Origin of the sequence: Pseudomonas sp. P7779 (assembly GCF_013386315.1) — a bacterium.
Classification (GTDB): Bacteria; Pseudomonadota; Gammaproteobacteria; order Pseudomonadales; family Pseudomonadaceae; genus Aquipseudomonas.
The window spans coordinates 1-20,360 of record NZ_JACARZ010000016.1; the positions used below are offsets into that span (position 1 = coordinate 1).

General features: G+C 61.2%; 17 protein-coding genes. 13 read left to right on the plus strand and 4 right to left on the minus strand.

Going from position 1 to position 20,360, the window contains the following annotated elements:
- The first annotated feature begins 136 nt into the window (after window positions 1-136).
- From HX869_RS05020 to HX869_RS05060, 9 genes are all read left to right on the plus strand, one after another.
- Window positions 137-625, plus strand: coding sequence for a type VI secretion system tube protein Hcp (locus HX869_RS05020; protein WP_003213345.1), 489 nt, complete (start codon window positions 137-139; stop codon window positions 623-625).
- A 78-nt stretch (window positions 626-703) separates the two neighbouring features.
- On the plus strand, window positions 704-1,219 hold the full coding sequence (tssE, locus tag HX869_RS05025; RefSeq protein WP_178902821.1) for a type VI secretion system baseplate subunit TssE: 516 nt from the start codon (window positions 704-706) through the stop codon (window positions 1,217-1,219).
- Complete coding sequence (tssF, locus tag HX869_RS05030; RefSeq protein ID WP_063033828.1) at window positions 1,216-3,075, plus strand: type VI secretion system baseplate subunit TssF; 1,860 nt, start codon at window positions 1,216-1,218, stop codon at window positions 3,073-3,075. The genes tssE and tssF overlap by 4 nt, the downstream gene beginning before the upstream one ends.
- Entirely contained in the window at window positions 3,039-4,082 is a 1,044-nt protein-coding gene (gene tssG / locus HX869_RS05035) for a type VI secretion system baseplate subunit TssG (RefSeq protein ID WP_177020303.1), read from the plus strand. Before tssF ends, tssG begins: the two co-directional genes overlap by 37 nt.
- The gene (gene tssH / locus HX869_RS05040; protein ID WP_177041019.1) at window positions 4,075-6,732 is read left to right on the plus strand and encodes a type VI secretion system ATPase TssH; all 2,658 of its coding nucleotides are present in this window, start codon (window positions 4,075-4,077) and stop codon (window positions 6,730-6,732) included. The genes tssG and tssH overlap by 8 nt, the downstream gene beginning before the upstream one ends.
- A gap of 158 nt (window positions 6,733-6,890) precedes the next feature.
- Complete coding sequence (locus HX869_RS05045; RefSeq protein WP_087693723.1) at window positions 6,891-8,831, plus strand: type VI secretion system Vgr family protein; 1,941 nt, start codon at window positions 6,891-6,893, stop codon at window positions 8,829-8,831.
- A gap of 15 nt (window positions 8,832-8,846) precedes the next feature.
- Window positions 8,847-9,281, plus strand: coding sequence for a DcrB-related protein (locus HX869_RS05050; RefSeq protein ID WP_003213356.1), 435 nt, complete (start codon window positions 8,847-8,849; stop codon window positions 9,279-9,281).
- A 12-nt stretch (window positions 9,282-9,293) separates the two neighbouring features.
- Window positions 9,294-13,601 carry an RHS repeat-associated core domain-containing protein gene (locus HX869_RS05055; protein ID WP_178902822.1) on the plus strand — a complete coding sequence of 1,436 codons (4,308 nt, stop codon included), beginning with the start codon at window positions 9,294-9,296 and terminating at the stop codon, window positions 13,599-13,601.
- Window positions 13,602-13,616: 15 nt separating this feature from the next.
- Entirely contained in the window at window positions 13,617-14,024 is a 408-nt protein-coding gene (locus HX869_RS05060) for a hypothetical protein (protein WP_003213360.1), read from the plus strand.
- Between the two features lie 117 nt (window positions 14,025-14,141).
- Here HX869_RS05060 and HX869_RS05065 read toward each other — a convergent pair whose 3' ends face one another.
- From HX869_RS05065 to HX869_RS05075, 3 genes are all read right to left on the minus strand, one after another.
- A complete protein-coding gene (locus tag HX869_RS05065; RefSeq protein ID WP_003213368.1) occupies window positions 14,142-14,417 on the minus strand; it encodes an HU family DNA-binding protein in 276 nt (91 codons plus the stop codon).
- Between the two features lie 191 nt (window positions 14,418-14,608).
- On the minus strand, window positions 14,609-15,757 hold the full coding sequence (locus HX869_RS05070; protein WP_178902823.1) for an NAD(P)/FAD-dependent oxidoreductase: 1,149 nt from the start codon (window positions 15,755-15,757) through the stop codon (window positions 14,609-14,611).
- 48 nt (window positions 15,758-15,805) lie between these two features.
- A complete protein-coding gene (locus HX869_RS05075; RefSeq protein WP_003213373.1) occupies window positions 15,806-15,973 on the minus strand; it encodes a rubredoxin in 168 nt (55 codons plus the stop codon).
- Between the two features lie 195 nt (window positions 15,974-16,168).
- Here HX869_RS05075 and HX869_RS05080 point away from each other — a divergent pair, with 195 nt between their 5' ends.
- The gene (locus tag HX869_RS05080; RefSeq protein WP_178902824.1) at window positions 16,169-16,732 is read left to right on the plus strand and encodes a chorismate lyase; all 564 of its coding nucleotides are present in this window, start codon (window positions 16,169-16,171) and stop codon (window positions 16,730-16,732) included.
- Window positions 16,732-17,622 carry a 4-hydroxybenzoate octaprenyltransferase gene (ubiA, locus tag HX869_RS05085; protein ID WP_003213378.1) on the plus strand — a complete coding sequence of 297 codons (891 nt, stop codon included), beginning with the start codon at window positions 16,732-16,734 and terminating at the stop codon, window positions 17,620-17,622. Before HX869_RS05080 ends, ubiA begins: the two co-directional genes overlap by 1 nt.
- A gap of 33 nt (window positions 17,623-17,655) precedes the next feature.
- Here the strand turns inward: ubiA and HX869_RS05090 are convergent, their stop codons facing one another.
- Entirely contained in the window at window positions 17,656-18,036 is a 381-nt protein-coding gene (locus tag HX869_RS05090; RefSeq protein WP_003213380.1) for a hypothetical protein, read from the minus strand.
- Window positions 18,037-18,188: 152 nt separating this feature from the next.
- On the opposite strand from HX869_RS05090, the gene phoB reads away from it, so the two are divergent.
- Window positions 18,189-18,878 (plus strand): phosphate regulon transcriptional regulator PhoB, encoded by a 690-nt coding sequence (phoB, locus tag HX869_RS05095; RefSeq protein ID WP_003195617.1) that lies wholly within the window; start codon window positions 18,189-18,191, stop codon window positions 18,876-18,878.
- A gap of 43 nt (window positions 18,879-18,921) precedes the next feature.
- Complete coding sequence (phoR, locus tag HX869_RS05100; RefSeq protein ID WP_008439473.1) at window positions 18,922-20,244, plus strand: phosphate regulon sensor histidine kinase PhoR; 1,323 nt, start codon at window positions 18,922-18,924, stop codon at window positions 20,242-20,244.
- Window positions 20,245-20,360 lie beyond the last annotated feature (116 nt).

The window sequence follows — 20,360 nt, forward strand, 5'->3', positions numbered from 1 at the left end:
ACGCTCCGCGTGGGAATGCCGCCCGGGACGCTCCGCGTCCCAGTGACGCAGAGCTTCACAAGATGCGTTACCACGCAGAGCGTGGGAACGATCAGCGTTAACAAATTCTGTGGCTCAGACCACACAGGGAGAAAACATGGCTGTTGATATTTTCATCAAGATCGGCGACATCAAGGGCGAGTCCATGGACAAGGCCCACAAGGACGAAATCGACGTGTTGAACTGGAGCTGGGGCATGGCCCAGTCCGGCAACATGCACGTGGGCGGCGGCGGCGGTGCGGGCAAGGTGAACATCCAGGACCTGTCGCTGACCAAGTACGTCGACAAGGCCTCGCCCAACCTGATGATGCACTGCGCGAGCGGCAAGCACATCGACAAGGTCACGCTGACCGTGCGCAAGGCCGGCGGTGAAAGCCAGGTCGAGTACATGATCATCAACCTGGAAGAAGTGCTGGTCACCTCCCTGAGCACCGGTGGTTCGGGCAGCGATGATCGCTTGACCGAAAACGTGACCCTGAACTTTGCCCAGGTGATGGTGGACTACCAGCCACAGAAAGCCGACGGCACCAAAGACGGCGGCGCGATCAAGTTTGGCTGGAACATTCGCTCCAACACCAAACGCTGATTGCCCCTGTAGCCGCCACCCCAAGTGGCGGCTGCAAGCCCCCTGTTCCTCTCGCAACCCGTCCGTGGAGCTGCTTTGGTGGTAACTGAAATTGCTTCCCGCGATCGCCTGCAACCGTCCCTGCTGGACCGGTTGACCGACGATGACCCGACCAGTCCCAAGGAAAGCGCCGACAAACGCGTGCTGTCCCTGAGCCAATTGAAAGCCTCGGTGCTGCGTGACCTGACGTGGCTGCTCAACACCACTTCACTGCTCAACGCCGATGCCACGCTGCACACGCCGGCCGGTACATCGGTGGTCAATTACGGGCTGCCGGCGCTGGCGGGCAACAGTGTCTCCAGTGTCGACATCAGCGCCCTGGAAGCCTTGATTCGACAAGCCATCGCCACCTTCGAGCCGCGCATCCTGCGCCACACCTTGCGGGTCAAGGCACGCGTCGGCCACGGTGAGATGAACCACAACGCCCTGAGTTTCGAGATCGAAGGCGACCTGTGGGCGCAGCCGGTGCCGTTGCGCCTGTTGCTGCAAACCGACCTGGACCTGGAGTCCGGCCATGTGCGTGTGGTCAATGCCGACCAGCGGAGACGCCCATGAACCCGCGCCTGCTGGAGCTGTACAACCAGGAACTGCACCACGTGCGCGAAAGCGCCGCCGAGTTCGCCAAGGAATACCCGAAGATCGCCAGTCGGCTGACCCTGTCCGGCATGGACTGCGCCGACCCGTACGTCGAACGCTTGCTCGAAGGCTTTGCGTATCTCACGGCCCGGGTCCAGCTCAAGCTCGACGCCGAGTACCCGACCTTCACCAACAACCTGCTGGAGATCGCCTACCCGCACTACCTGGCGCCGACCCCGTCGATGACCGTGGTGCAGTTGCAGGCCGATCCCGATGAAGGCTCCCTGGCCAGTGGTTTTCCACTGCCCCGCGACACCGTCCTGCGCGCCGCCTTGGGCCGCGAAACCCAGACCTGCTGCGAGTACCGCACCGCGCACCCGGTGACGCTGTGGCCGTTGCAGGTCGCCCAGGCCGAGTACTTCGGCAACCCGTCCGCCGTGCTCGGGCGTTTGGCTGCCAGCGAACCCAAGGCCAAGGCCGGCCTGCGCCTGACCTTGCGTACCGGCGCCGAGCTGCCGTTCAACAGCCTGGCGCTGGATAATTTGCCGCTGTACCTCAGCGGTGCCGACGAACAACCGTTCCGCCTTTACGAACAACTGCTGGGCAATGCCTGCGCGGTGTTCGCGCGCAAGCCCGGCGGTGACTGGGTTGAGCGCCTGCCGCCGGATGCCTTGCGCTCCCGGGGTTTCGACGACGCCGATGCGGCAATGCCGGTGGTGCCTCGGGCATTCCAGGGCTATCGCTTGCTCCAGGAATACTTCGCCCTGCCCCACCGTTTTCTATTCGTCGAATTCGCTGAACTGAGCCGTGCAGTCAAACGCTGTGACGGCCAGGAACTGGAACTGATCGTGCTGTTCGACCGCCACGATCCGAGCCTGGAAGGCAGCGTCGGCAAGGCGCAATTCGTGCCGTTCTGCACCCCGGCAATCAACCTGTTTCCCAAGCGTGTGGACCGGATTCACTTGTCCGAGCGGGTCAACGAACACCATGTGATCGCCGACCGCACGCGACCGATGGATTTCGAGATTCACTCCTTGAGCGGCATCACGGGCCACGGCACCGGACCGGAGCAACCGTTTTTGCCGTTCTACGCAGTACGCGATCCATCGCGCTATGGCCGTGACCAGGCTTACTACACAGTGCGTCGCGAACCCCGCGTGTTGTCCAGCGACCAGCGCCGCAACGGGCCGCGCTCCACCTATGTGGGCAGCGAAACCTTCGTCAGCCTGGTGGACACCCAGCAAGCCCCGTACCGCCATGACCTGCGCCAACTGGGCGTGACCGCACTGTGCACTAACCGCGACTTGCCGCTGTTCATGAGCGTGGGCAACGGCAAGACTGACTTCACCCTGGCCGACAGTGCGCCGGTCTTGGCCGTGCGCTGCGTCGCCGGGCCAAGCCGCCCGCGCGCCAGCCATGCCCATGACGCCAAGGCCTGGCGCCTGATCAGCCAGTTGTCGTTGAACTACCTGTCGCTGAGCGAGCAAGGCCAGGGCGCCGCCGCGCTGCGTGAACTGCTGCGCCTGTATGGCGACAGCAACGACGCCGCCCTGCAATTGCAGATCGAAGGCCTGCGGGAAGTCAGCAGCAAGGCGGTGACCCGGCGCCTGCCGATGCCCGGCCCGATCGTGTTTGGCCGCGGCCTTGAGATCACTCTGGAATTTGATGAAAACGCGTTCCGCGGCACCGGCGTGTTCCTGCTCGGTGCGGTGTTTGAACGGTTCCTGGCACGCTACGTGTCGATCAACAGTTTTACCGAGACGGTGATCCGTACCACCGAACGCGGCGAGATCATGCGATGGAAAGCCAAGCCCGGACGCCGTCCGACCCTGTGAGTACCCTGGATGCAATGCATCAGGAGCCCTGGGAATATGACTTCTTCCAGGCGCTGCGGCGTATCGAGTGCGAATCGCCGGACTTGCCACGCCTGGGGCATTCCCTGCGCCTGGCGGATGACCCGCTGCGTCTCGGGCAGCAGGCCGATTGCACCTTTGCGCCGGCCACATTGGCCTCGGTCGAACCTGGGGCTGAAGGCCAGCCGGCACGGCTGGAGCAGTTCTTCTTCGGCCTCGGCGGCCCCAACGGCCCGCTGCCGCTGCACATCACCGAGTACGTGCGTGAGCGCCAGCGCAACAACGCCGACAGCACCAGCAAGCGCTTCCTGGATGTGTTCCACCACCGCCTGCTGACCCTGTTTTATCGTGCCTGGGCCGAGGCACGGCCTACCGTCAGCCATGACCGCCCGGACGATGACTACTGGTCGGCGCGCCTCGCCGCATTGAGCGGTCGCGGCACCCCGAGCCTGCTCAACCAGGGCCTGATCCCCGACACGGCGAAGCTGCATTACAGCGGCCACCTGTCGGCACAAACCCGCTATCCGGACGGCCTGAAGGCGATTCTCGGCGAGTACTTCGGCCTGCCGGTGGAGATCGAAGAGTACGTCGGCCAATGGCTGGAGCTGCCCGAACGCAGCCGCGTGAGTGTCAGCGCCAACCAGCTGGGCGTGGACTTTTGCCTCGGCAGCCACGTATGGGACCGCCAGCATAAATTCCGCATTCGCCTGGGCCCGCTGAAGCTCGATGACTACATGGGCATGCTGCCCGGCAGCCAGCCGTTCAACGAGCTGGTGGCGTGGGTCGCCGAGTACCTGGGCCACGAACTGGACTGGGACCTGAACCTGGTTCTGCAACAACCGGAAGTGCCGGCCCTGCAACTCAACGGCCAGTTCCGCCTGGGCTTCAACACCTGGCTCGGCCAACCCGAGCATGACGCCAACGACCTAATCCTGGCCCGGCATTACGCCGAACACGCCAACACCTCAAGGAATCCAGAGCATGGGTGAAATCAGTCGCGCCGCACTGTTCGGCAAACTCAACAGCGTGGCCTACAAGGCCATCGAAGCCGCCACCGTGTTCTGCAAGCTGCGGGGCAACCCGTACGTGGAACTGGCCCACTGGTTTCACCAGTTGCTGCAACTGCAGGACTCTGACCTGCACCGCATCATTCGACAGTTCAATGTCGAGCCGGCGCGTCTGGCCCGCGACCTGACCGAAGCCCTGGACCGCCTGCCCCGTGGCTCGACGTCGATCACTGACTTGTCGTCCCATGTGGAAGAAGCGGTCGAGCGTGGCTGGGTCTACGGCAGCCTGATGTTTGGCGAAAGCCAGGTGCGCACCGGTTACCTGGTGCTGGGAATTCTCAAGACGCCGAGCCTGCGCCATGCGCTGTTGGGCTTGTCCGGTGAGTTCGACAAGATCAAGGCCGAAGCCCTGAGCGAACGCTTTGACGAATACGTCGGCGACTCGCCGGAGAATGCACTGAGTGCCAGCGACGGCTTCAATGCCGGTGCTGTACCGGGCGAGGCCAGCGGCGCCATGGCCCCGAGCGCGATGGGCAAGCAGGAAGCCCTCAAGCGCTTCACCGTCGACCTGACCGAACAGGCCCGCAGCGGCAAGCTCGACCCGATCGTCGGGCGTGACGAAGAGATCCGCCAACTGGTGGACATCCTCATGCGTCGCCGCCAGAACAACCCGATCCTTACCGGTGAAGCCGGCGTCGGCAAGACCGCCGTGGTCGAAGGCTTCGCCCTGCGCATCGTCGCCGGCGACGTACCACCCGCGCTGAAAGATGTGGAACTGCGCAGCCTCGATGTCGGCCTGCTGCAAGCCGGCGCGAGCATGAAAGGCGAGTTCGAACAACGCCTGCGACAGGTCATCGAAGACGTCCAGGCTTCGCCGAAACCGATCATCCTGTTTATCGACGAAGCCCACACCCTGGTAGGTGCCGGTGGCGCCGCCGGGACCGGTGACGCGGCCAACCTGCTCAAGCCTGCCCTGGCCCGTGGCACCTTGCGTACCGTGGCCGCCACCACCTGGGCCGAGTACAAGAAGCACATCGAAAAAGACCCGGCCCTGACCCGCCGTTTCCAGGTGGTGCAAGTGGCCGAGCCGTCGGAAGACAAGGCGTTGCTGATGATGCGCGGCGTGGCCTCGACCATGGAAAAACACCATCAGGTGCAGATTCTCGATGAAGCCTTGGAAGCTTCGGTGAAGCTGTCCCACCGCTACATTCCGGCGCGCCAGTTGCCGGACAAGTCCGTGAGCCTGCTGGACACCGCCTGCGCCCGCGTCGCCATCAGCCTGCACGCGGTGCCGGCGGAAGTCGACGACAGCCGCCGTCGAATCGAGGCGCTGGAAACCGAGCTGCAAATCATCGCCCGCGAGCATGCGATCGGCATCGCCATCGGTGCGCGCCAGACCAACAGCGAAGCGCTGCTGAGCGCCGAACGCGAGCGCCTGGCCACCCTGGAAAGCCGTTGGGCCGAAGAGAAAACCCTGGTGGATGAGTTGCTCGCCACCCGTGCGACGTTGCGTGAAAAATCCGGTGTCGTGGACAGCGGCGATGATCAATTGCGTGCCCAATTGGTAGACCTGCAACAACGCCTTAGCACCCTGCAAGGTGAAACTCCGCTGATCCTGCCGACCGTGGACTACCAAGCGGTGGCCTCGGTGGTCGCCGACTGGACCGGCATCCCGGTGGGCCGCATGGCCCGCAACGAACTGGAGACGGTGCTCAACCTCGACCAGCACCTGAAGAAACGCATCATCGGCCAGGACCACGCCTTGCAGATGATCGCCAAGCGCATCCAGACCTCCCGCGCCGGCCTCGACAACCCGAGCAAGCCGATTGGCGTGTTCATGCTCGCCGGCACCTCCGGCGTGGGCAAGACCGAAACCGCCCTGGCCCTGGCCGAAGCCATGTACGGCGGTGAGCAGAACGTGATCACCATCAACATGAGCGAGTTCCAGGAAGCCCATACCGTGTCCACCCTCAAGGGTGCGCCACCGGGCTACATCGGCTATGGCGAAGGTGGCGTGCTGACCGAAGCCGTGCGGCGCAAACCCTACAGCGTGGTGCTGCTGGACGAGGTGGAAAAAGCCCACCCGGACGTGCATGAAATCTTCTTCCAGGTGTTCGACAAGGGCGTAATGGAAGACGGCGAAGGCCGGGTGATCGACTTCAAGAACACCTTGATCCTGCTGACCACCAACGCCGGTACCGAGCTGATTTCCCAGGTCTGCAAAGACCCGGCGAACATCCCCGAGCCCGAGGAAATCGCCAAGGCCCTGCGCCAGCCGCTGCTGGAGATTTTCCCGCCGGCGCTGCTCGGCCGCTTGGTGACCATTCCGTACTACCCGCTGAGCGACGAGATGCTGAAAGCGATCACCCGCCTGCAACTCAACCGCATCAAGAAGCGCGTGGAGAACACTCACAAAGTCGCCTTCGATTACGACGACGACGTGGTCGACCTGATCGTGTCCCGCTGCACCGAAACCGAAAGCGGCGGGCGGATGATCGACACCATCCTCACCAACAGCCTGCTGCCGGACATGAGCCGCGAATTCCTCACCCGCATGCTCGAAGGCAAGGCGCTGGCGGGGGTGCGGATCAGCACGCGGGATAACGAATTGCACTACGACTTCAACGATTGACCTGACGGAATGCGATCAAAACTGTGGGAGCGGGCTTGCTCGCGAAGGCGGTGCATCAGTTGATGCATCCAGTGGCTGATTCACCGCATTCGCGAGCACGCCCGCTCCCATAGTTGGAGCCGGTTCCTACAGTTATTACGCTATTTACGGGTTAACCGATGTTATTCAACCAAGCCTCACGCCTGGCCAAGATCACCAGCCCCCTGGGGCCGGATGTGCTGCTGCTCAATGAAATGGGTGGCGGCGAAGAGCTGGGTCGGCTGTTCAATTTCGAACTGCAGCTGACCTCGCTGGACGCCAACATCGACCTCAACCAGTTGCTGGGCAAGCCCATGAGCCTGAACCTGCAACTGGCGGACGGTGGCGAGCGGCACTTCCACGGTATCGTCGCCCGCTGCAGCCAGAACATCGACCAGGGCCAGTTCGCCAGCTATCAGGTGACTTTGCGCCCGTGGTTGTGGCTGCTGAGCCGCACCTCCGACTGCCGGATTTTCCAGAACCTGAGCATCCCGCAGATCATCAAGCAGGTATTTCGCGACCTGGGTTTTTCCGACTTCGAAGACGCCTTGAGCCGCCCGTACCGCGAGTGGGAATACTGCGTGCAGTACCGCGAGACCAGCTTCGATTTCGTCAGCCGCCTGATGGAACAGGAAGGCATCTACTACTTCTTCCGCCACGAGCAGGACCGCCACGTGCTGGTGCTGGCCGATGCCTACGGTGCCCACGCCAACGTGCCCGGCTACGCCTCGGTGCCTTACTACCCCAAGGACGAGCAGCAGCGCGAACGCGACCATATGCACAACTGGCACCTGGCACAGGAAGTACAGCCCGGCTCCCTTGAGCTCAACGACTACGACTTCCAGCGTCCCAGCGCGAGCATCGACGTACGCTCGGCCATGCCGCGCCCGCACACCGCCGGCGACTACCCGCTGTACGACTACCCCGGCACCTACGTCAAAAGCGAAGACGGCGAACACTACGCCCGCACCCGCATCGAAGCCCTGCAAACCCTGCACGAACAAGTGGAGTTCAGCGGCAACGCCCGGGGCCTGGGTTCCGGCCACCTGTTCAGCCTCACCGGCTTCAGTCGCCGCGACCAGAACCGCGAATACCTGATCGTCGGCGCCCGCTACTACATCTCCCAGGAAAGCCTCGAAAGCGGCGGTGGCGCGCCTTCGGCCCAGTTCGAAAGCACCCTCACCTGCATCGACGCGCAACAGAGTTTCCGCCCGCTGGCCAACACCTACCGGCCCATCGTCAAAGGCCCGCAGACCGCGCTGGTGGTGGGCCCCAAGGGCGAAGAAATCTGGACCGACCAATATGGCCGGGTCAAGGTGCATTTCTATTGGGACCGCCACGACCAGTCCAACGAAAACAGCTCATGCTGGATTCGCGTATCGCAGTCCTGGGCCGGAAAAAACTGGGGCTCGATGCAGATCCCACGGATCGGCCAGGAAGTGATTGTGAGCTTCCTGGAAGGCGATCCCGACCGGCCGATCATCACCGGCCGGGTGTACAACGCCGAGCAGACCGTGCCTTACGACTTGCCGGAAAACGCCACCCAGAGCGGGATGAAAAGCCGCTCCAGCAAAGGCGGCACGCCGGCCAACTTCAATGAAATCCGCATGGAGGACAAGAAGGGGTTGGAGCAGTTGTACATCCATGCCGAGCGTAATCAGGACATCGTGGTGGAGGTGGATGAGAGCCACTCGGTGGGGCATGACCGGAACAAAAGCATCGGGCATGACGAGACGGTGACGATTGGGAACAATCGAGTGCGCATCGTCAAGCATCAAGACATCCTCTCGGTGGGCCAGAGAAAGACCGACAGCATCAGCCAGAGCTACGTAATTGAAGTGGGCGAAAACCTGCGATTGGTCTGCGGTAAAAGCATCCTGGAGTTGAACGCCAGCGGGCAGATCAACCTGAGTGGCGTAAATATCAGCTTCCACGCCAGCGGCGATGCCGAATTCAATACCGGCGGCGTCCTGCACCTGAACAACGGCGGCGGCCCCGGCGCAACACCCGATGGTCAGGGCATGAAAGCCAGCATCGACGCCAATATCAAAGCCGCGTTCCCCGCGCCTAAAAGCTCCTGACGAGACCTGTTTTCCATGACGTACCGAATTAACGAATTTCAGTTCCAACTGCCGGCCGGCGAGCTGCAGGACGCTACGATCAATATCCTCAAGTTCCCCGAGCTGGGCACTTCCTTGATCATCAGCCGCAGCTTCCTCACCGATGGCGAAACCCTGCACAGCAACTTCGACGAACAGCTCAAACGCCTGGAAAAACAGGTGCAGGATTTGCGCTATCAACCGGGCGTCGGTGTCCGTCTAGGTGCAACAAAGGAAGTAGAAGGCATAGAGCTCCGCAGCCAGTTCAGCAAGGGCAGTGACAAGGTGTTCCAGTACCAACTGGCTCTGGTAATCCCGGGCACACGCAAGATGCTCGCCTTGAGTTATGTGAAGGCAGACAAGCTGGGCGATGCCGAGGCGGCGCACTGGGCGACGATCAAAAACTCATTGTCGTTCGACGCGATTTCCTGATGGGCACCATGCATGTCTGATGCTCTATGGGCCGCTCGCATGGGCGACGCGCTCTCCCACACCTCAATGATGGCCGACATCCTCGGCGGTGTGTTGGAGGTGGCGGCCAATATCGCGATCACTGCAGTAGCGACTGCTGCCGTGGTGGCTGCTACCGGTATCACCGTCGCTACCGGCGGACTCGGATGCGTCCTGCTCGGCGCAGTGGTGGGCACAGTTGTCGGCCTTCTCATGAGCAAGAGCGGGGCGGACAAAGGCCTCACCAATTTATGCGACAGCTTCAGCAACGCCCTGTTTCCGCCCACGGTACAGGCGAATATTCTCACCGGTGCCACCGATACCCTGACCAACAACCTTCCCGCCGCACGTGCCGCGGGGGCGATCAGCTCGCATGTCGCGCCAGCCGGAACCGAACTGGAAGAACCCGCACCCGAACCAGAAGCCAGTTATCTGGATATGGCCGAGAGCTTCTTCTCCCAAATGTGGCGCCCCACGGTGGCTACTCCCACACCAGGAGCCGTGCCCAAGCCTCTGGACTTGGTCACCTGCATGAAGCATCCACCGATGCCTCCGCAGTTCCTGGCCGAGGGTTCGGATAAGGTCACGATCAATGGCCAGCCTGCGGTGCGCAGTGGTGATCGTAGTACCTGCGATGCAACAGTGGTGTCGTCCGGGTTGATTTCATCGAACGTGACCATTGGCGGCGGGTCAGTGGTGGTGCGGGAAATACGCAGTGGCAAGACGCCGGGTGTGGGGTTGGCGGTCACCGCGTTACTGATGCTCAAGGGCGGCAAGGGCAAGTTCTTCAGCAAGTTGCCGTGCATGCTGATTGGCGGGGCTACTTCGATGGCCGTCAGCAGCGCGATGGACGCGATGACCAACGCTGCCATGGGCTCGTCGAATCCGGTGCATGCTGCAACGGGAGCGAAGGTGCTGGGCGGCACCGATGAACTGGATTTTGTACTGCCCGCCATCCTGCCGATTGACTGGCAACGCTTCTACAACAGCCGCGACGAACGCCCAGGCACACTGTTCGGTACAGGCTGGAGTGTGGCTTATGAAGTATGCGTCGAAATCCAACCTCATCCAGAAGGCGGTGAAGCGCTGGTCTACACCGACGAGCAGGGGCGCCCTATCGACATGGGCTCGATCCCGTTGGGGGGGGCGGTGTTCAGCCCCGGCGAAGGGCTCTCTGTGCGTCGGCACCTCAACGGGCAGTTGCTGATTGAAAGTGACGACGGCCTATATCGTTTGTTTGAGCCCACAGCCAACCCGTCGCTGCTGCGCCTGATTCAACTTGGCGACCGCAACGACAACCGCATTCATCTCGACTACGACCAGGCCGGACGCCTGGTACGCCTGCGCGATACCTTCGACTTGGTGCAGGTCGAGTTGATACGCGAACATGAGCACGTCACTCGCGTCGAACGCCTATTCCCAGATCAACGTCGCGAAGTGCTCGTCAGCTACGGCTATGACGCCAGGGCCAATCTGGCAGAGGTGCGCGATGCCTCTGGCCAGGTGCAGCGGCGCTTCACGTACGATGCCGGGCACCGAATGGTGGAGCATCAGTTACCCACCGGGTTGCGGTGCTTCTATGAATGGGCACTGATTGAAAACTCAGAGTGGCGAGTCGTCCGACACTGGACCGATGAAGGTGACTGCTACCAGTTCGACTATGACTTGAAGGCGGGCCTCACCCGTATCATCGACGGCTTACAGCGCGTCAGCACCCGACATTGGAATACTCAGCACCAGATCATTCAATACAGCGATAAGCTGGGGCAAACCTGGCTGTTCGAGTGGAATGACGAACGCCAACTTCTCAGCGCCACCGACCCGCAAGGTGGACGCTATGAATACAAGCATGATGACGCCGGCAACCTGATCGGCGAAACGGACCCGTTGGGCCGCAGCGATTCAACGTTGTGGCTTGAACACTGGGCGTTACCCCTGGTGGAGACCGACGCCGCCGGCAACAGTTGGCAGTATCGCTATGATCCTCGCGGCAATTGCGTTGCCGAAACCGACCCGCTGGGCCACATCACCCGCTATCGCTATGACGCCCACGGCCAGGTCGTGGAAATCATCGACGCCTCCGGTAAAAGCAAAAAACTGCGTTGGAATCCGTTCGGGCAATTGGTCGAACACATTGATTGCTCGGGTTATCCCACGCGTTTCAGCTACGACGAGCGCGGCTATCTGCAGGTGATCACCGACGCGCTTGGCGAGCGCACTCAATTCAGCTACGACCTCCAGGGGCGCTTACTCAGCAACCAACTGCCGGACGGTCGCATCGAGCTGTTTCAACGCGATGTCAGCGGCCAACTCGTGGGGTATACCGACCCTGCCGGACATACCACGCTCTACCAGCACAATCGACGTGGCCAGATAAGCCTGCGCACCGACGCTCATGGCCGGCAGGTGAAGTTCGGCTATGACAGCTATGGGCGCCTGCAAGCACTGACCAACGAGAACGGCGAACGTTATCTCTTTGCCTGGGACGCCGGGGATCGGCTGACTGAGCAGCAAGACCTCGATGGCAGTGCCAAAAGCTACACCTACAATCCACTGGACCATATCACCACGGTGACCGCCACTCCGGCCCCCTACGGCAACGGGCTAGGCCTGGTTCCCGAGACGCCGCCAGCGCCCATTGTCCATCAAATGGAACGTGACGCAGTAGGTCGGCTGATCGCCAAAACCACCGACGATGGGCGCACCGACTACGCCTACGACCCGCTGGACCAGCTCACCGCCGTCACCTTCACCGACCTGCTGGGCAATACCCAAGCCCTTGGTTTCGCTTACGACGCCCTCGGCCAAATGCTTGCCGAACAGAGTTCTATGGGCACCCTGCAGCACCACTACGACGAACTCGGTAATCTTATCCAGACCCAGATACCCGACGGACGCTGGCTCAATCGCCTGTACTACGGCAGCGGTCACTTGCATCAGGTCAATCTCGACGGCCAGGTCATCAGCGACTTTGAACGCGACCGCCTGCACCGCGAAGTACTGCGCACCCAAGGCCGACTCAGCACCCGCAGTGAGTATGACCGCAGCGGCCGTCTACGCTCACGCCAACACCGCCTTACAGGCCTGCCATCGTTGATGCCAGCGACAGCGCAAAAGCAGTTCGAGTATGACCCTGCCGACAACTTGGTCGGCAAGTTCGACCAGCAATCTGCCATACAACATCGCCAACTGCTGCACTACGATGCCACTGGCCGCATCATCGCCAGCCAGGACAGCCTGCACGGCCAGCGCGAAACGTTTGCCTACGATGCCGCCGCCAACCTGCTGGATGGCCCGCAGTCAGGCGCTGGGCTGGTCGTGCATAACAAACTGCTGACCTATCAGGACAAGCGTTATCGCTATGACGCGTTCGGTCGGATGATCGAAAAACGCAGCGCAGCGCGTGGCTTGCAACGCTTCGCCTACGATGCAGAAAGCCGGCTGATTGAAGTGCGCAATGAAAACGGCAGCGTAGTCAGGATGATCTACGACCCGTTGGGCCGACGCATTGAGAAAACCGAACATGGCAACGACGGCTATCCCCTGGGGGAAACCCGGTTTACCTGGGATGGGCTGCGGTTATTGCAGGAGCATAAACACAGCCAGACCAGTCTTTACATCTATGAAGATGAAGGCAGCGAACCCTTGGCTCGCGTTGACGGCACCGGGCCGCTGCAGAAAATCCGCTACTACCACAACGACCTCAACGGACTGCCGGAGCAACTGACTGAAGCTGACGGGCATAATGTCTGGCGCGCGACATATCGTGTGTGGGGCAATACGGTTGAGGAAGTGCGCGAGCCGTACTACATCGAAGAACAGAACCTGCGCTTTCAGGGGCAGTATCTGGACCGGGAGACGGGGCTGCATTTCAATACTTTCAGGTTTTATGATCCGGACGTGGGACGGTTTACGACACCGGATCCGATTGAGTTTGACGGCGGGCTCAATTTTTATCAGTACGCCCCCAATCCAATATCCTGGATTGATCCATGGGGACTGGCCCCCGAGCTTTATTACCTGATTGCGAAAAAGGACGGCTTTTATGACGAGATGGCATGGGGCCATAAAAAGCCAATAGGCCAAGTCTATTTGAAAAAAGGTGAAGTTTGGAAAGTCGGTGAAACCGTCAATCCGAATCGGCGATATACCCAAAAGTGGCTGAAATCCAAAAATCTTGCCTACAAAAGGGTTATGGCAGCACCGACGAAGGGCAATATGCAGGTATGGGAAAGATTAAAAATCGGAAAATATTTTAAACGCCGAGGAAAACTACCCCCGGGCAACAAATGCAGGCACTGACATAAGGAATACTTTATGCGAGTCGATACGACATCGGACTCACCGAGTTGGACAAAGGTCTTTGAAATCACCGACGAGCTAAATGGCCTGAGTGAGATTCTTGAAAAAAAGTATCCCACCCTCGACTGGGAACTGGCGGTCTGCATGCGATGCCTGCCGAAGAACCTGGAACGAAAAACATTTTGCCGTTATTACGCAAAAGACAAAATGTTCGGTCTGGATATCGCCATGGACGAGGAAGATTTTGTTCCACTGAAAAAAGACATAGCTGCTCAGCGCAAATTAATAGGTGCGGCATTCATTACATTTTTTGTTGAAAGTATTAAGAAATACGAGAAAAAACTCCCCAATCTGCAACCGGTATCGGCGCAACTAATTGCGGATGTACAGCAATGGTGTATTGAGAACGAGTGGACAGCTTGAAGCTCAACGATTGAGCAAGGATTGCCCACCCACAAAAAATGGGCACCCGACCCAGTCGGCGTGCCCATTTTTCATCCCGCGCTCACACTCGCATGTGCGTAGCGCGTTCTACATGACTTACGGATTGACGCTGTCTTTAAGCGACTTGCCTGGCTTGAACGCAACGGTGTTGCTCGCCTTGATTTTCACCGGCTCGCCGGTTTGCGGGTTTTTGCCGGTGCGGGCGCCGCGGTGGCGCTGCAGGAAGGTGCCGAAGCCTACCAGGGTGACGCTGTCCTTGCGATGCAGCGCGCCGGTGATTTCTTCAAGTACGGCGTTGAGTACGCGGTTGGCCTGTTCTTTGGTCAGGTCTGCTTTTTCTGCAATAGCGGCTGCGAGTTCTGGTTTACGCATAAGTGAAGCCTCTTTGACGGTTTTTTGTTGTTATGTCCGTGCTGCTCTCTATCGGAGCAGCGCCCAAGGCGCCGCAGGCTCTACTCTGCGGCAGACGGGAGTGAGGATGGCATGCCATCGGGGCCTGCGCCAGTCTCACGGCGACCTTTCTACGGTCAAAATGATGCTTATTCCGACAGAACGACCAGCATTTACGCCAGCAGCGGCGGAAGTTCTTTGTTGAGGGCCAGTTTTTCCATCACGGCCGTGCCGGTCAGGGCGTACCCCAGCAGGCGCCCGCTGGCGTCGCGGCACAGGGCCTTGATGTCGCCGCCCTGCCCTTCGACGTTCCACACGCCTTCGGTGCCCCGTGGCGGTGGCGAGACGACCAGCGGGCAGACCGGGGTTTTTACCGTGACGGGCATAGGGCCGTAGCTGACGGCCGTCGCGTTACCCGCCAGGGTCTGGGCCAGGGCGCGGGCGCAGCTCATCAGGGGCATCACGTACAGCAGGTTCAGGCCATCGACCTCGGCGCAGTCGCCCAGGGCGTAGATGTTGGCGTGGGAGGTCTTGAGGTGGCGGTCGACCATGATCCCGCGGTTGATCTGCAACCCGGCGGCGGCGGCCAGGTCGACACGCGGGCGCAGGCCGATGGCAGACACCACCAGGTCACACTGGATCACTTCGCCATCAGACAAGTGGGCTTCCAGGCCGTCAGCGGTGCGCTGCAGGCGATTGAGCACCGGGCCCAGGTGGAAACGCGCCCCCAGGCCTTCCAAACCGGCCTGCACCGCTGCGGCGGCTGCCGGGTGCAGCAGGGTCGGCATAACTTGCTCGCACGGCGCCACCAGGTCGATCTCGTAGCCGCCGAGGATCAGGTCGTTGGCGAACTCGCAGCCGATCAGCCCGGCCCCCAGCAACAGCACCCGGCGTTTTCCGGCCGCAGCGGCACGAAAGCGTGCGTAGTCTTCGAGGTCGTTGATCGGGAAAATCAGCTCGGCGGCGTCGCCCTGTACCGGCACCCGCACGGTTTCTGCGCCCCAGGCCAGGATCAGGTCGCGATAGGCCACCGCTTCCTCACCGATCCACAAGCGCTTGTGGCCCGGGTCGATGCCGCTGATGCGGGTGTGGGTACGCACTTCGGCCTTCAGTTGCTCGGCCATGGCGCCCGGTTCAGCCATGCTCAGGCCATCGGCTTCCTTGTTCTTGCCAAAGCCTGTGGAGAGCATGGGCTTGGAGTAGGAGCGCCCGTCATCTGCGGTGATCAGCAACAGCGGGGTTTCGCTATCGAGCTTGCGAAACTCCCGAGCCAGGTTGTAACCGGCCAACCCCGTGCCGACGATCACGACAGGTGCGTTCATTCCTTTCTCCTTGTAGTACGTTTCTTGAATTGCGATTTAAATCAGCAATCAGCCGATTTCGATCATTTCGAAATCCATTTTGCCCACGCCGCAGTCCGGGCACAGCCAGTCTTCGGGGACGTCCTGCCACAGGGTGCCCGGCGCGATGCCGTCATCCGGCCATCCGTCTTTCTCGTCGTAGATCAGGCCACAGACGACACATTGCCACTTCTTCATTACTTGTTTCCTCAGGTCCAGGCGCGTTGGCCGACGGTCGATAGATGCAACCTTGCCGTGCGGCTCAGGGCGTTTTGTACTGATCAGCAGGCGCAGATGCAAGCATGATCGACGCATGGGCCTGGCGCACTCCGGCAAAAGTCCAGGGCACCATGGTAAGCTCGCCGCCTCATTAACTGCCAATAATGACCCTCCGTGCCGCATTCAAACGCCCTTCCCGATGCTTGCCGATGGCTGACCCAGAGCCTTCTGAGCCCACTGCCCACGCCGCTGACACTCAACTGGCTGTTCGATGAAGGCTCGCTGACCCGGCGCCTGACGCGCCTATCCGACGATGGCTTCAGCGTGACGCCGTTGTTCGAAGGCTGGCAGCCACTGCGAGACGACGAATGCGCCACCCTGGACTTGCCCGCCGCCAGCATCGGCTGGGTGCGCGAGGTGTATTTGCGTGGCCATGGCCAGCCGTGGGTGTTTGCCCGCAGCGTGGCGGCCCGCAGCGCCTTGCAGGGCGACGGCTTGCACATGGATGAGTTGGGCAGCCGGTCTCTCGGGGAATTGCTGTTTTGTGACCACGCCTTCACGCGCCAGGCCATCGAGGTACGCCGCTACCCACGGGAATGGCTGCCCCCGGCGGACCAGGCCGATCACCTGTGGGCACGCCGCTCGCGCTTCGACCGCGGGCCGCTGAGCGTGCTGGTGGCCGAGATCTTCCTGCCCACCCTGTGGCAAGCCGTGCACGACCATCCGGAGCGTTTCTGATGTACCAGCGCCTGCTCAAATCCCTGAATCACCTGAACCCAAGGGCCTGGGACTTCATCCAGTTGACGCGCATGGACAAGCCCATCGGCATTTACCTGCTGCTATGGCCCACGCTGTGGGCGCTGTGGATAGCCGGCAAGGGTTCGCCATCGCTGCTCAATATCCTGATCTTCGTGCTCGGCGTGGTACTCACCCGGGCCGGCGGTTGCGTCATCAATGACTGGGCCGACCGCAAGGTCGACGGCCATGTGAAGCGCACCGAACAGCGCCCGCTGGTCAGCGGCAGGATCAGCTCGAAAGAGGCCCTGGTGTTCTTCGCGGTGCTGATGGTCATCAGTTTCCTGCTGGTGCTGCTGACCAACTCCATGACGATCTGGCTGTCTCTGGGCGGCCTCGCGCTGGCGGCCAGCTACCCGTTCATGAAGCGCTACACCTATTACCCGCAGGTGGTATTGGGCGCGGCGTTCTCGTGGGGCATGCCGATGGCGTTCACCGCCGAGACGGGCAGCCTGCCCGCCGCGGCATGGCTGTTGTACATCGCCAACCTGTTGTGGACGGTGGGATACGACACGTACTACGCCATGACCGATCGCGACGATGACCTGAAAATCGGGGTCAAATCCACCGCGATTCTGTTCGGCGATGCCGACCGGGTGATCATCCTGACCCTGCAGGGCCTGGCACTGGTGTGCCTGTGGCTGGCGGGGATGCGTTTTGAGCTGGGCGGCTGGTTCCACCTGGGCTTGCTGGCGGCGGCCGGGTGTTTTGCCTGGGAGTTCTGGTACACCCGGGACAAGGACCGGCTCAAATGCTTCAAGGCGTTTTTGCACAACCACTGGGCCGGGTTGGCGATTTTTGTCGGGATTGTCGCGGACTACGGATTTCGGTGAGAGGCCAGGCCCCTCACCCTTATCCGGCTCACATCAAGGCTTGGCGACCTTCCACGCCCCGTCCATTTTGCCTTCGCCGGTCATGTCACCGGCCTTCTTGTCCATGATGAAGGTGTAGAGCGGCTTGCCGCTGTAGGCCCACTGGCTTTTCTGGTCGTCACGGGTGATCACGGTCCACTTGCCCATGGGCTTGTCGGTGGATTCGGCCATCAACGGCGGCCAGTTGGTGGCGCACTTGTCGTTGCACATGGATTTGCCATCAGCGTCCTTGGCAAAGGTGTAGAGGGTCATGCCGTTGTGGTCCACCAGCATCCCGTCCTTGGTCATCGCCGGGTCTGCCGCAAACGCCAGTGTCGGCAGCGTTAACGCGGCCGTTACCAGCAGGGCTTTCCAGGAAAAAGTACTGTGAGTCATGGGAACCTTCCTTTTGTGGTTGTCAGGATTCGGACCCAAAGCGTAGTCCAGAGAGGCAAGGATTGCCCAAGCGACTAAATTACTGTCACACGACTGCAATAATTCCGTTATCTAATGCGGCGCAAGACAGTTAAATGACAAGAGGATTTAGCATGGTTGGCAGGAGCATTCTGATCGTTGACGACGAAGCGCCCATTCGCGAGATGATCGCCGTTGCGTTGGAAATGGCCGGCTATGACTGCCTGGAGGCGGAGAACTCCCAGCAGGCCCATGCCATTATCGTCGACCGCAAGCCGGACCTGATCCTGCTGGACTGGATGCTGCCCGGCACCTCCGGCATCGAACTGGCCCGCCGCCTCAAGCGTGACGAGCTGACCGGGGATATCCCGATCATCATGCTCACCGCCAAGGGCGAAGAGGACAACAAGATCCAGGGCCTGGAAGTCGGCGCCGATGACTACATCACCAAGCCCTTTTCCCCACGGGAACTGGTCGCCCGTCTGAAAGCCGTTCTGCGCCGTGCCGGCCCCACCGATGGTGAAGCGCCTATCGAAGTCGACGGCCTGATCCTTGACCCGATCAGCCACCGCGTAACCATCGACGGCAAACCCGCCGAGATGGGCCCCACCGAATACCGCCTGCTGCAATTCTTCATGACCCACCAGGAGCGCGCCTACACCCGCGGCCAACTGCTGGACCAGGTCTGGGGCGGCAACGTGTATGTGGAGGAGCGCACCGTCGACGTGCATATCCGCCGCCTGCGCAAAGCCTTGGGCGACGCTTACGAGAATCTGGTACAAACCGTGCGCGGCACCGGCTACCGGTTTTCCACCAAAGGCTGAGCCAGCCCGAACTGCCCAGACAGCTGAAAGGACGCGTGTTTAAGTGAACCAAAACTGGCATGGCACCCTGATCCGCCACATGCTCCTGTTGATCACCGGCTGCCTGCTGGTGGGCCTGGTCAGCGGCTATTACGGCTGGAGCCTGGCCGTCGGCCTGGGCCTTTACCTGGGCTGGACCCTCAAGCAACTGCTGCGCCTGCACGAATGGCTGCGCCAGCACAAACCCGACGAAGCACCACCCGACGGCTACGGCCTGTGGGGCGAGGTGTTCGACAGCATCTACCACCTGCAACGCCGCGACCAGCGTGTACGCGGGCGCCTGCAAGCGGTGATCGACCGGGTGCAGGAGTCCACCGCCGCGCTGAAAGACGCGGTGATCATGCTCGACAGCGACGGCAACCTGGAATGGTGGAACCGCGCCGCAGAGACCTTGCTGGGCCTCAAGACGCCCCAGGACAGCGGCCAGCCGGTGACCAACCTGGTGCGCCACCCGCGTTTCAAGGAGTATTTCGAGCAGGACAACTACGAAGAAGCCCTGGAAATTCCGTCACCGACCAACGACCGCGTGCGTATCCAGCTGTACCTGACGCGCTACGGCAATAACGAACACTTGATGCTGGTGCGCGATGTCACACGCATCCATCAGCTGGAACAGATGCGCAAGGACTTCGTCGCCAACGTCTCCCACGAACTGCGCACACCGCTGACAGTAATCTGCGGTTATCTGGAGACGCTGCTCGATAACGTCGAAGACGTGAACCCGCGCTGGACCCGTGCCCTGCAACAGATGCAGCAGCAAGGCTCGCGCATGCAAACCCTGCTCAACGACCTGCTGTTGCTGGCCAAGCTGGAAGCTACCGATTACCCCTCGGACAACCATCCGGTGCCGGTGCAAAGCCTGTTGCAGACGATCAAGAGCGACGCCCAGGCATTGTCCGGGCAGCGTGAGCAGCAGATTACCCTCGAAGCCGACCCGTCGATCCTGCTCAAGGGCAGCGAGGGCGAGCTGCGCAGCGCGTTTTCCAACCTGGTGTTCAACGCCGTCAAATACACCCAGGACAAAGGCAACATCCGCATCCGCTGGTGGGCCGACGACCAGGGCGCACACCTCAGCGTGCAGGACTCCGGGATGGGCATCGACGCCAAGCATTTGCCGCGCCTCACCGAGCGTTTCTACCGCGTCGACTCCAGCCGCAACTCCAACACCGGCGGCACCGGGCTCGGCCTGGCCATCGTCAAACATGTGCTGCTGCGCCATCGCGCGCGGCTGGAAATCAGTAGCGTGCTCGGCCACGGCAGTACCTTTACCTGCCATTTCCCGCCGGCCCAGGTGACACGTTCCCGGGTCCTTCATCAGGACGAGTGACCCTCCGCCCGGCAGCCGCCACTAGGCAAGCGCCCCGTCAGCCGCTACATTGGCGGACTTGCGCCTGCCTTTCAGGCCCACCTGCTCACCCTTTTCGATTAGACGGAACCCGCAAA

Coding starts and splice junctions, on each gene's coding strand:
- phoB (WP_003195617.1), top strand. CDS start 18,189: ATGGTTGGCAGGAGCATTCTGATCGTTGACGACGAAGCGCCCATTCGC.
- HX869_RS05055 (WP_178902822.1), top strand. CDS start 9,294: ATGTCTGATGCTCTATGGGCCGCTCGCATGGGCGACGCGCTCTCCCAC.
- tssH (WP_177041019.1), top strand. CDS start 4,075: ATGGGTGAAATCAGTCGCGCCGCACTGTTCGGCAAACTCAACAGCGTG.
- tssF (WP_063033828.1), top strand. CDS start 1,216: ATGAACCCGCGCCTGCTGGAGCTGTACAACCAGGAACTGCACCACGTG.
- HX869_RS05045 (WP_087693723.1), top strand. CDS start 6,891: ATGTTATTCAACCAAGCCTCACGCCTGGCCAAGATCACCAGCCCCCTG.
- HX869_RS05075 (WP_003213373.1), bottom strand. CDS start 15,973: ATGAAGAAGTGGCAATGTGTCGTCTGTGGCCTGATCTACGACGAGAAA.
- HX869_RS05050 (WP_003213356.1), top strand. CDS start 8,847: ATGACGTACCGAATTAACGAATTTCAGTTCCAACTGCCGGCCGGCGAG.
- HX869_RS05070 (WP_178902823.1), bottom strand. CDS start 15,757: ATGAACGCACCTGTCGTGATCGTCGGCACGGGGTTGGCCGGTTACAAC.
- ubiA (WP_003213378.1), top strand. CDS start 16,732: ATGTACCAGCGCCTGCTCAAATCCCTGAATCACCTGAACCCAAGGGCC.
- HX869_RS05065 (WP_003213368.1), bottom strand. CDS start 14,417: ATGCGTAAACCAGAACTCGCAGCCGCTATTGCAGAAAAAGCAGACCTG.
- HX869_RS05060 (WP_003213360.1), top strand. CDS start 13,617: ATGCGAGTCGATACGACATCGGACTCACCGAGTTGGACAAAGGTCTTT.
- tssG (WP_177020303.1), top strand. CDS start 3,039: ATGGAAAGCCAAGCCCGGACGCCGTCCGACCCTGTGAGTACCCTGGAT.
- HX869_RS05090 (WP_003213380.1), bottom strand. CDS start 18,036: ATGACTCACAGTACTTTTTCCTGGAAAGCCCTGCTGGTAACGGCCGCG.
- HX869_RS05020 (WP_003213345.1), top strand. CDS start 137: ATGGCTGTTGATATTTTCATCAAGATCGGCGACATCAAGGGCGAGTCC.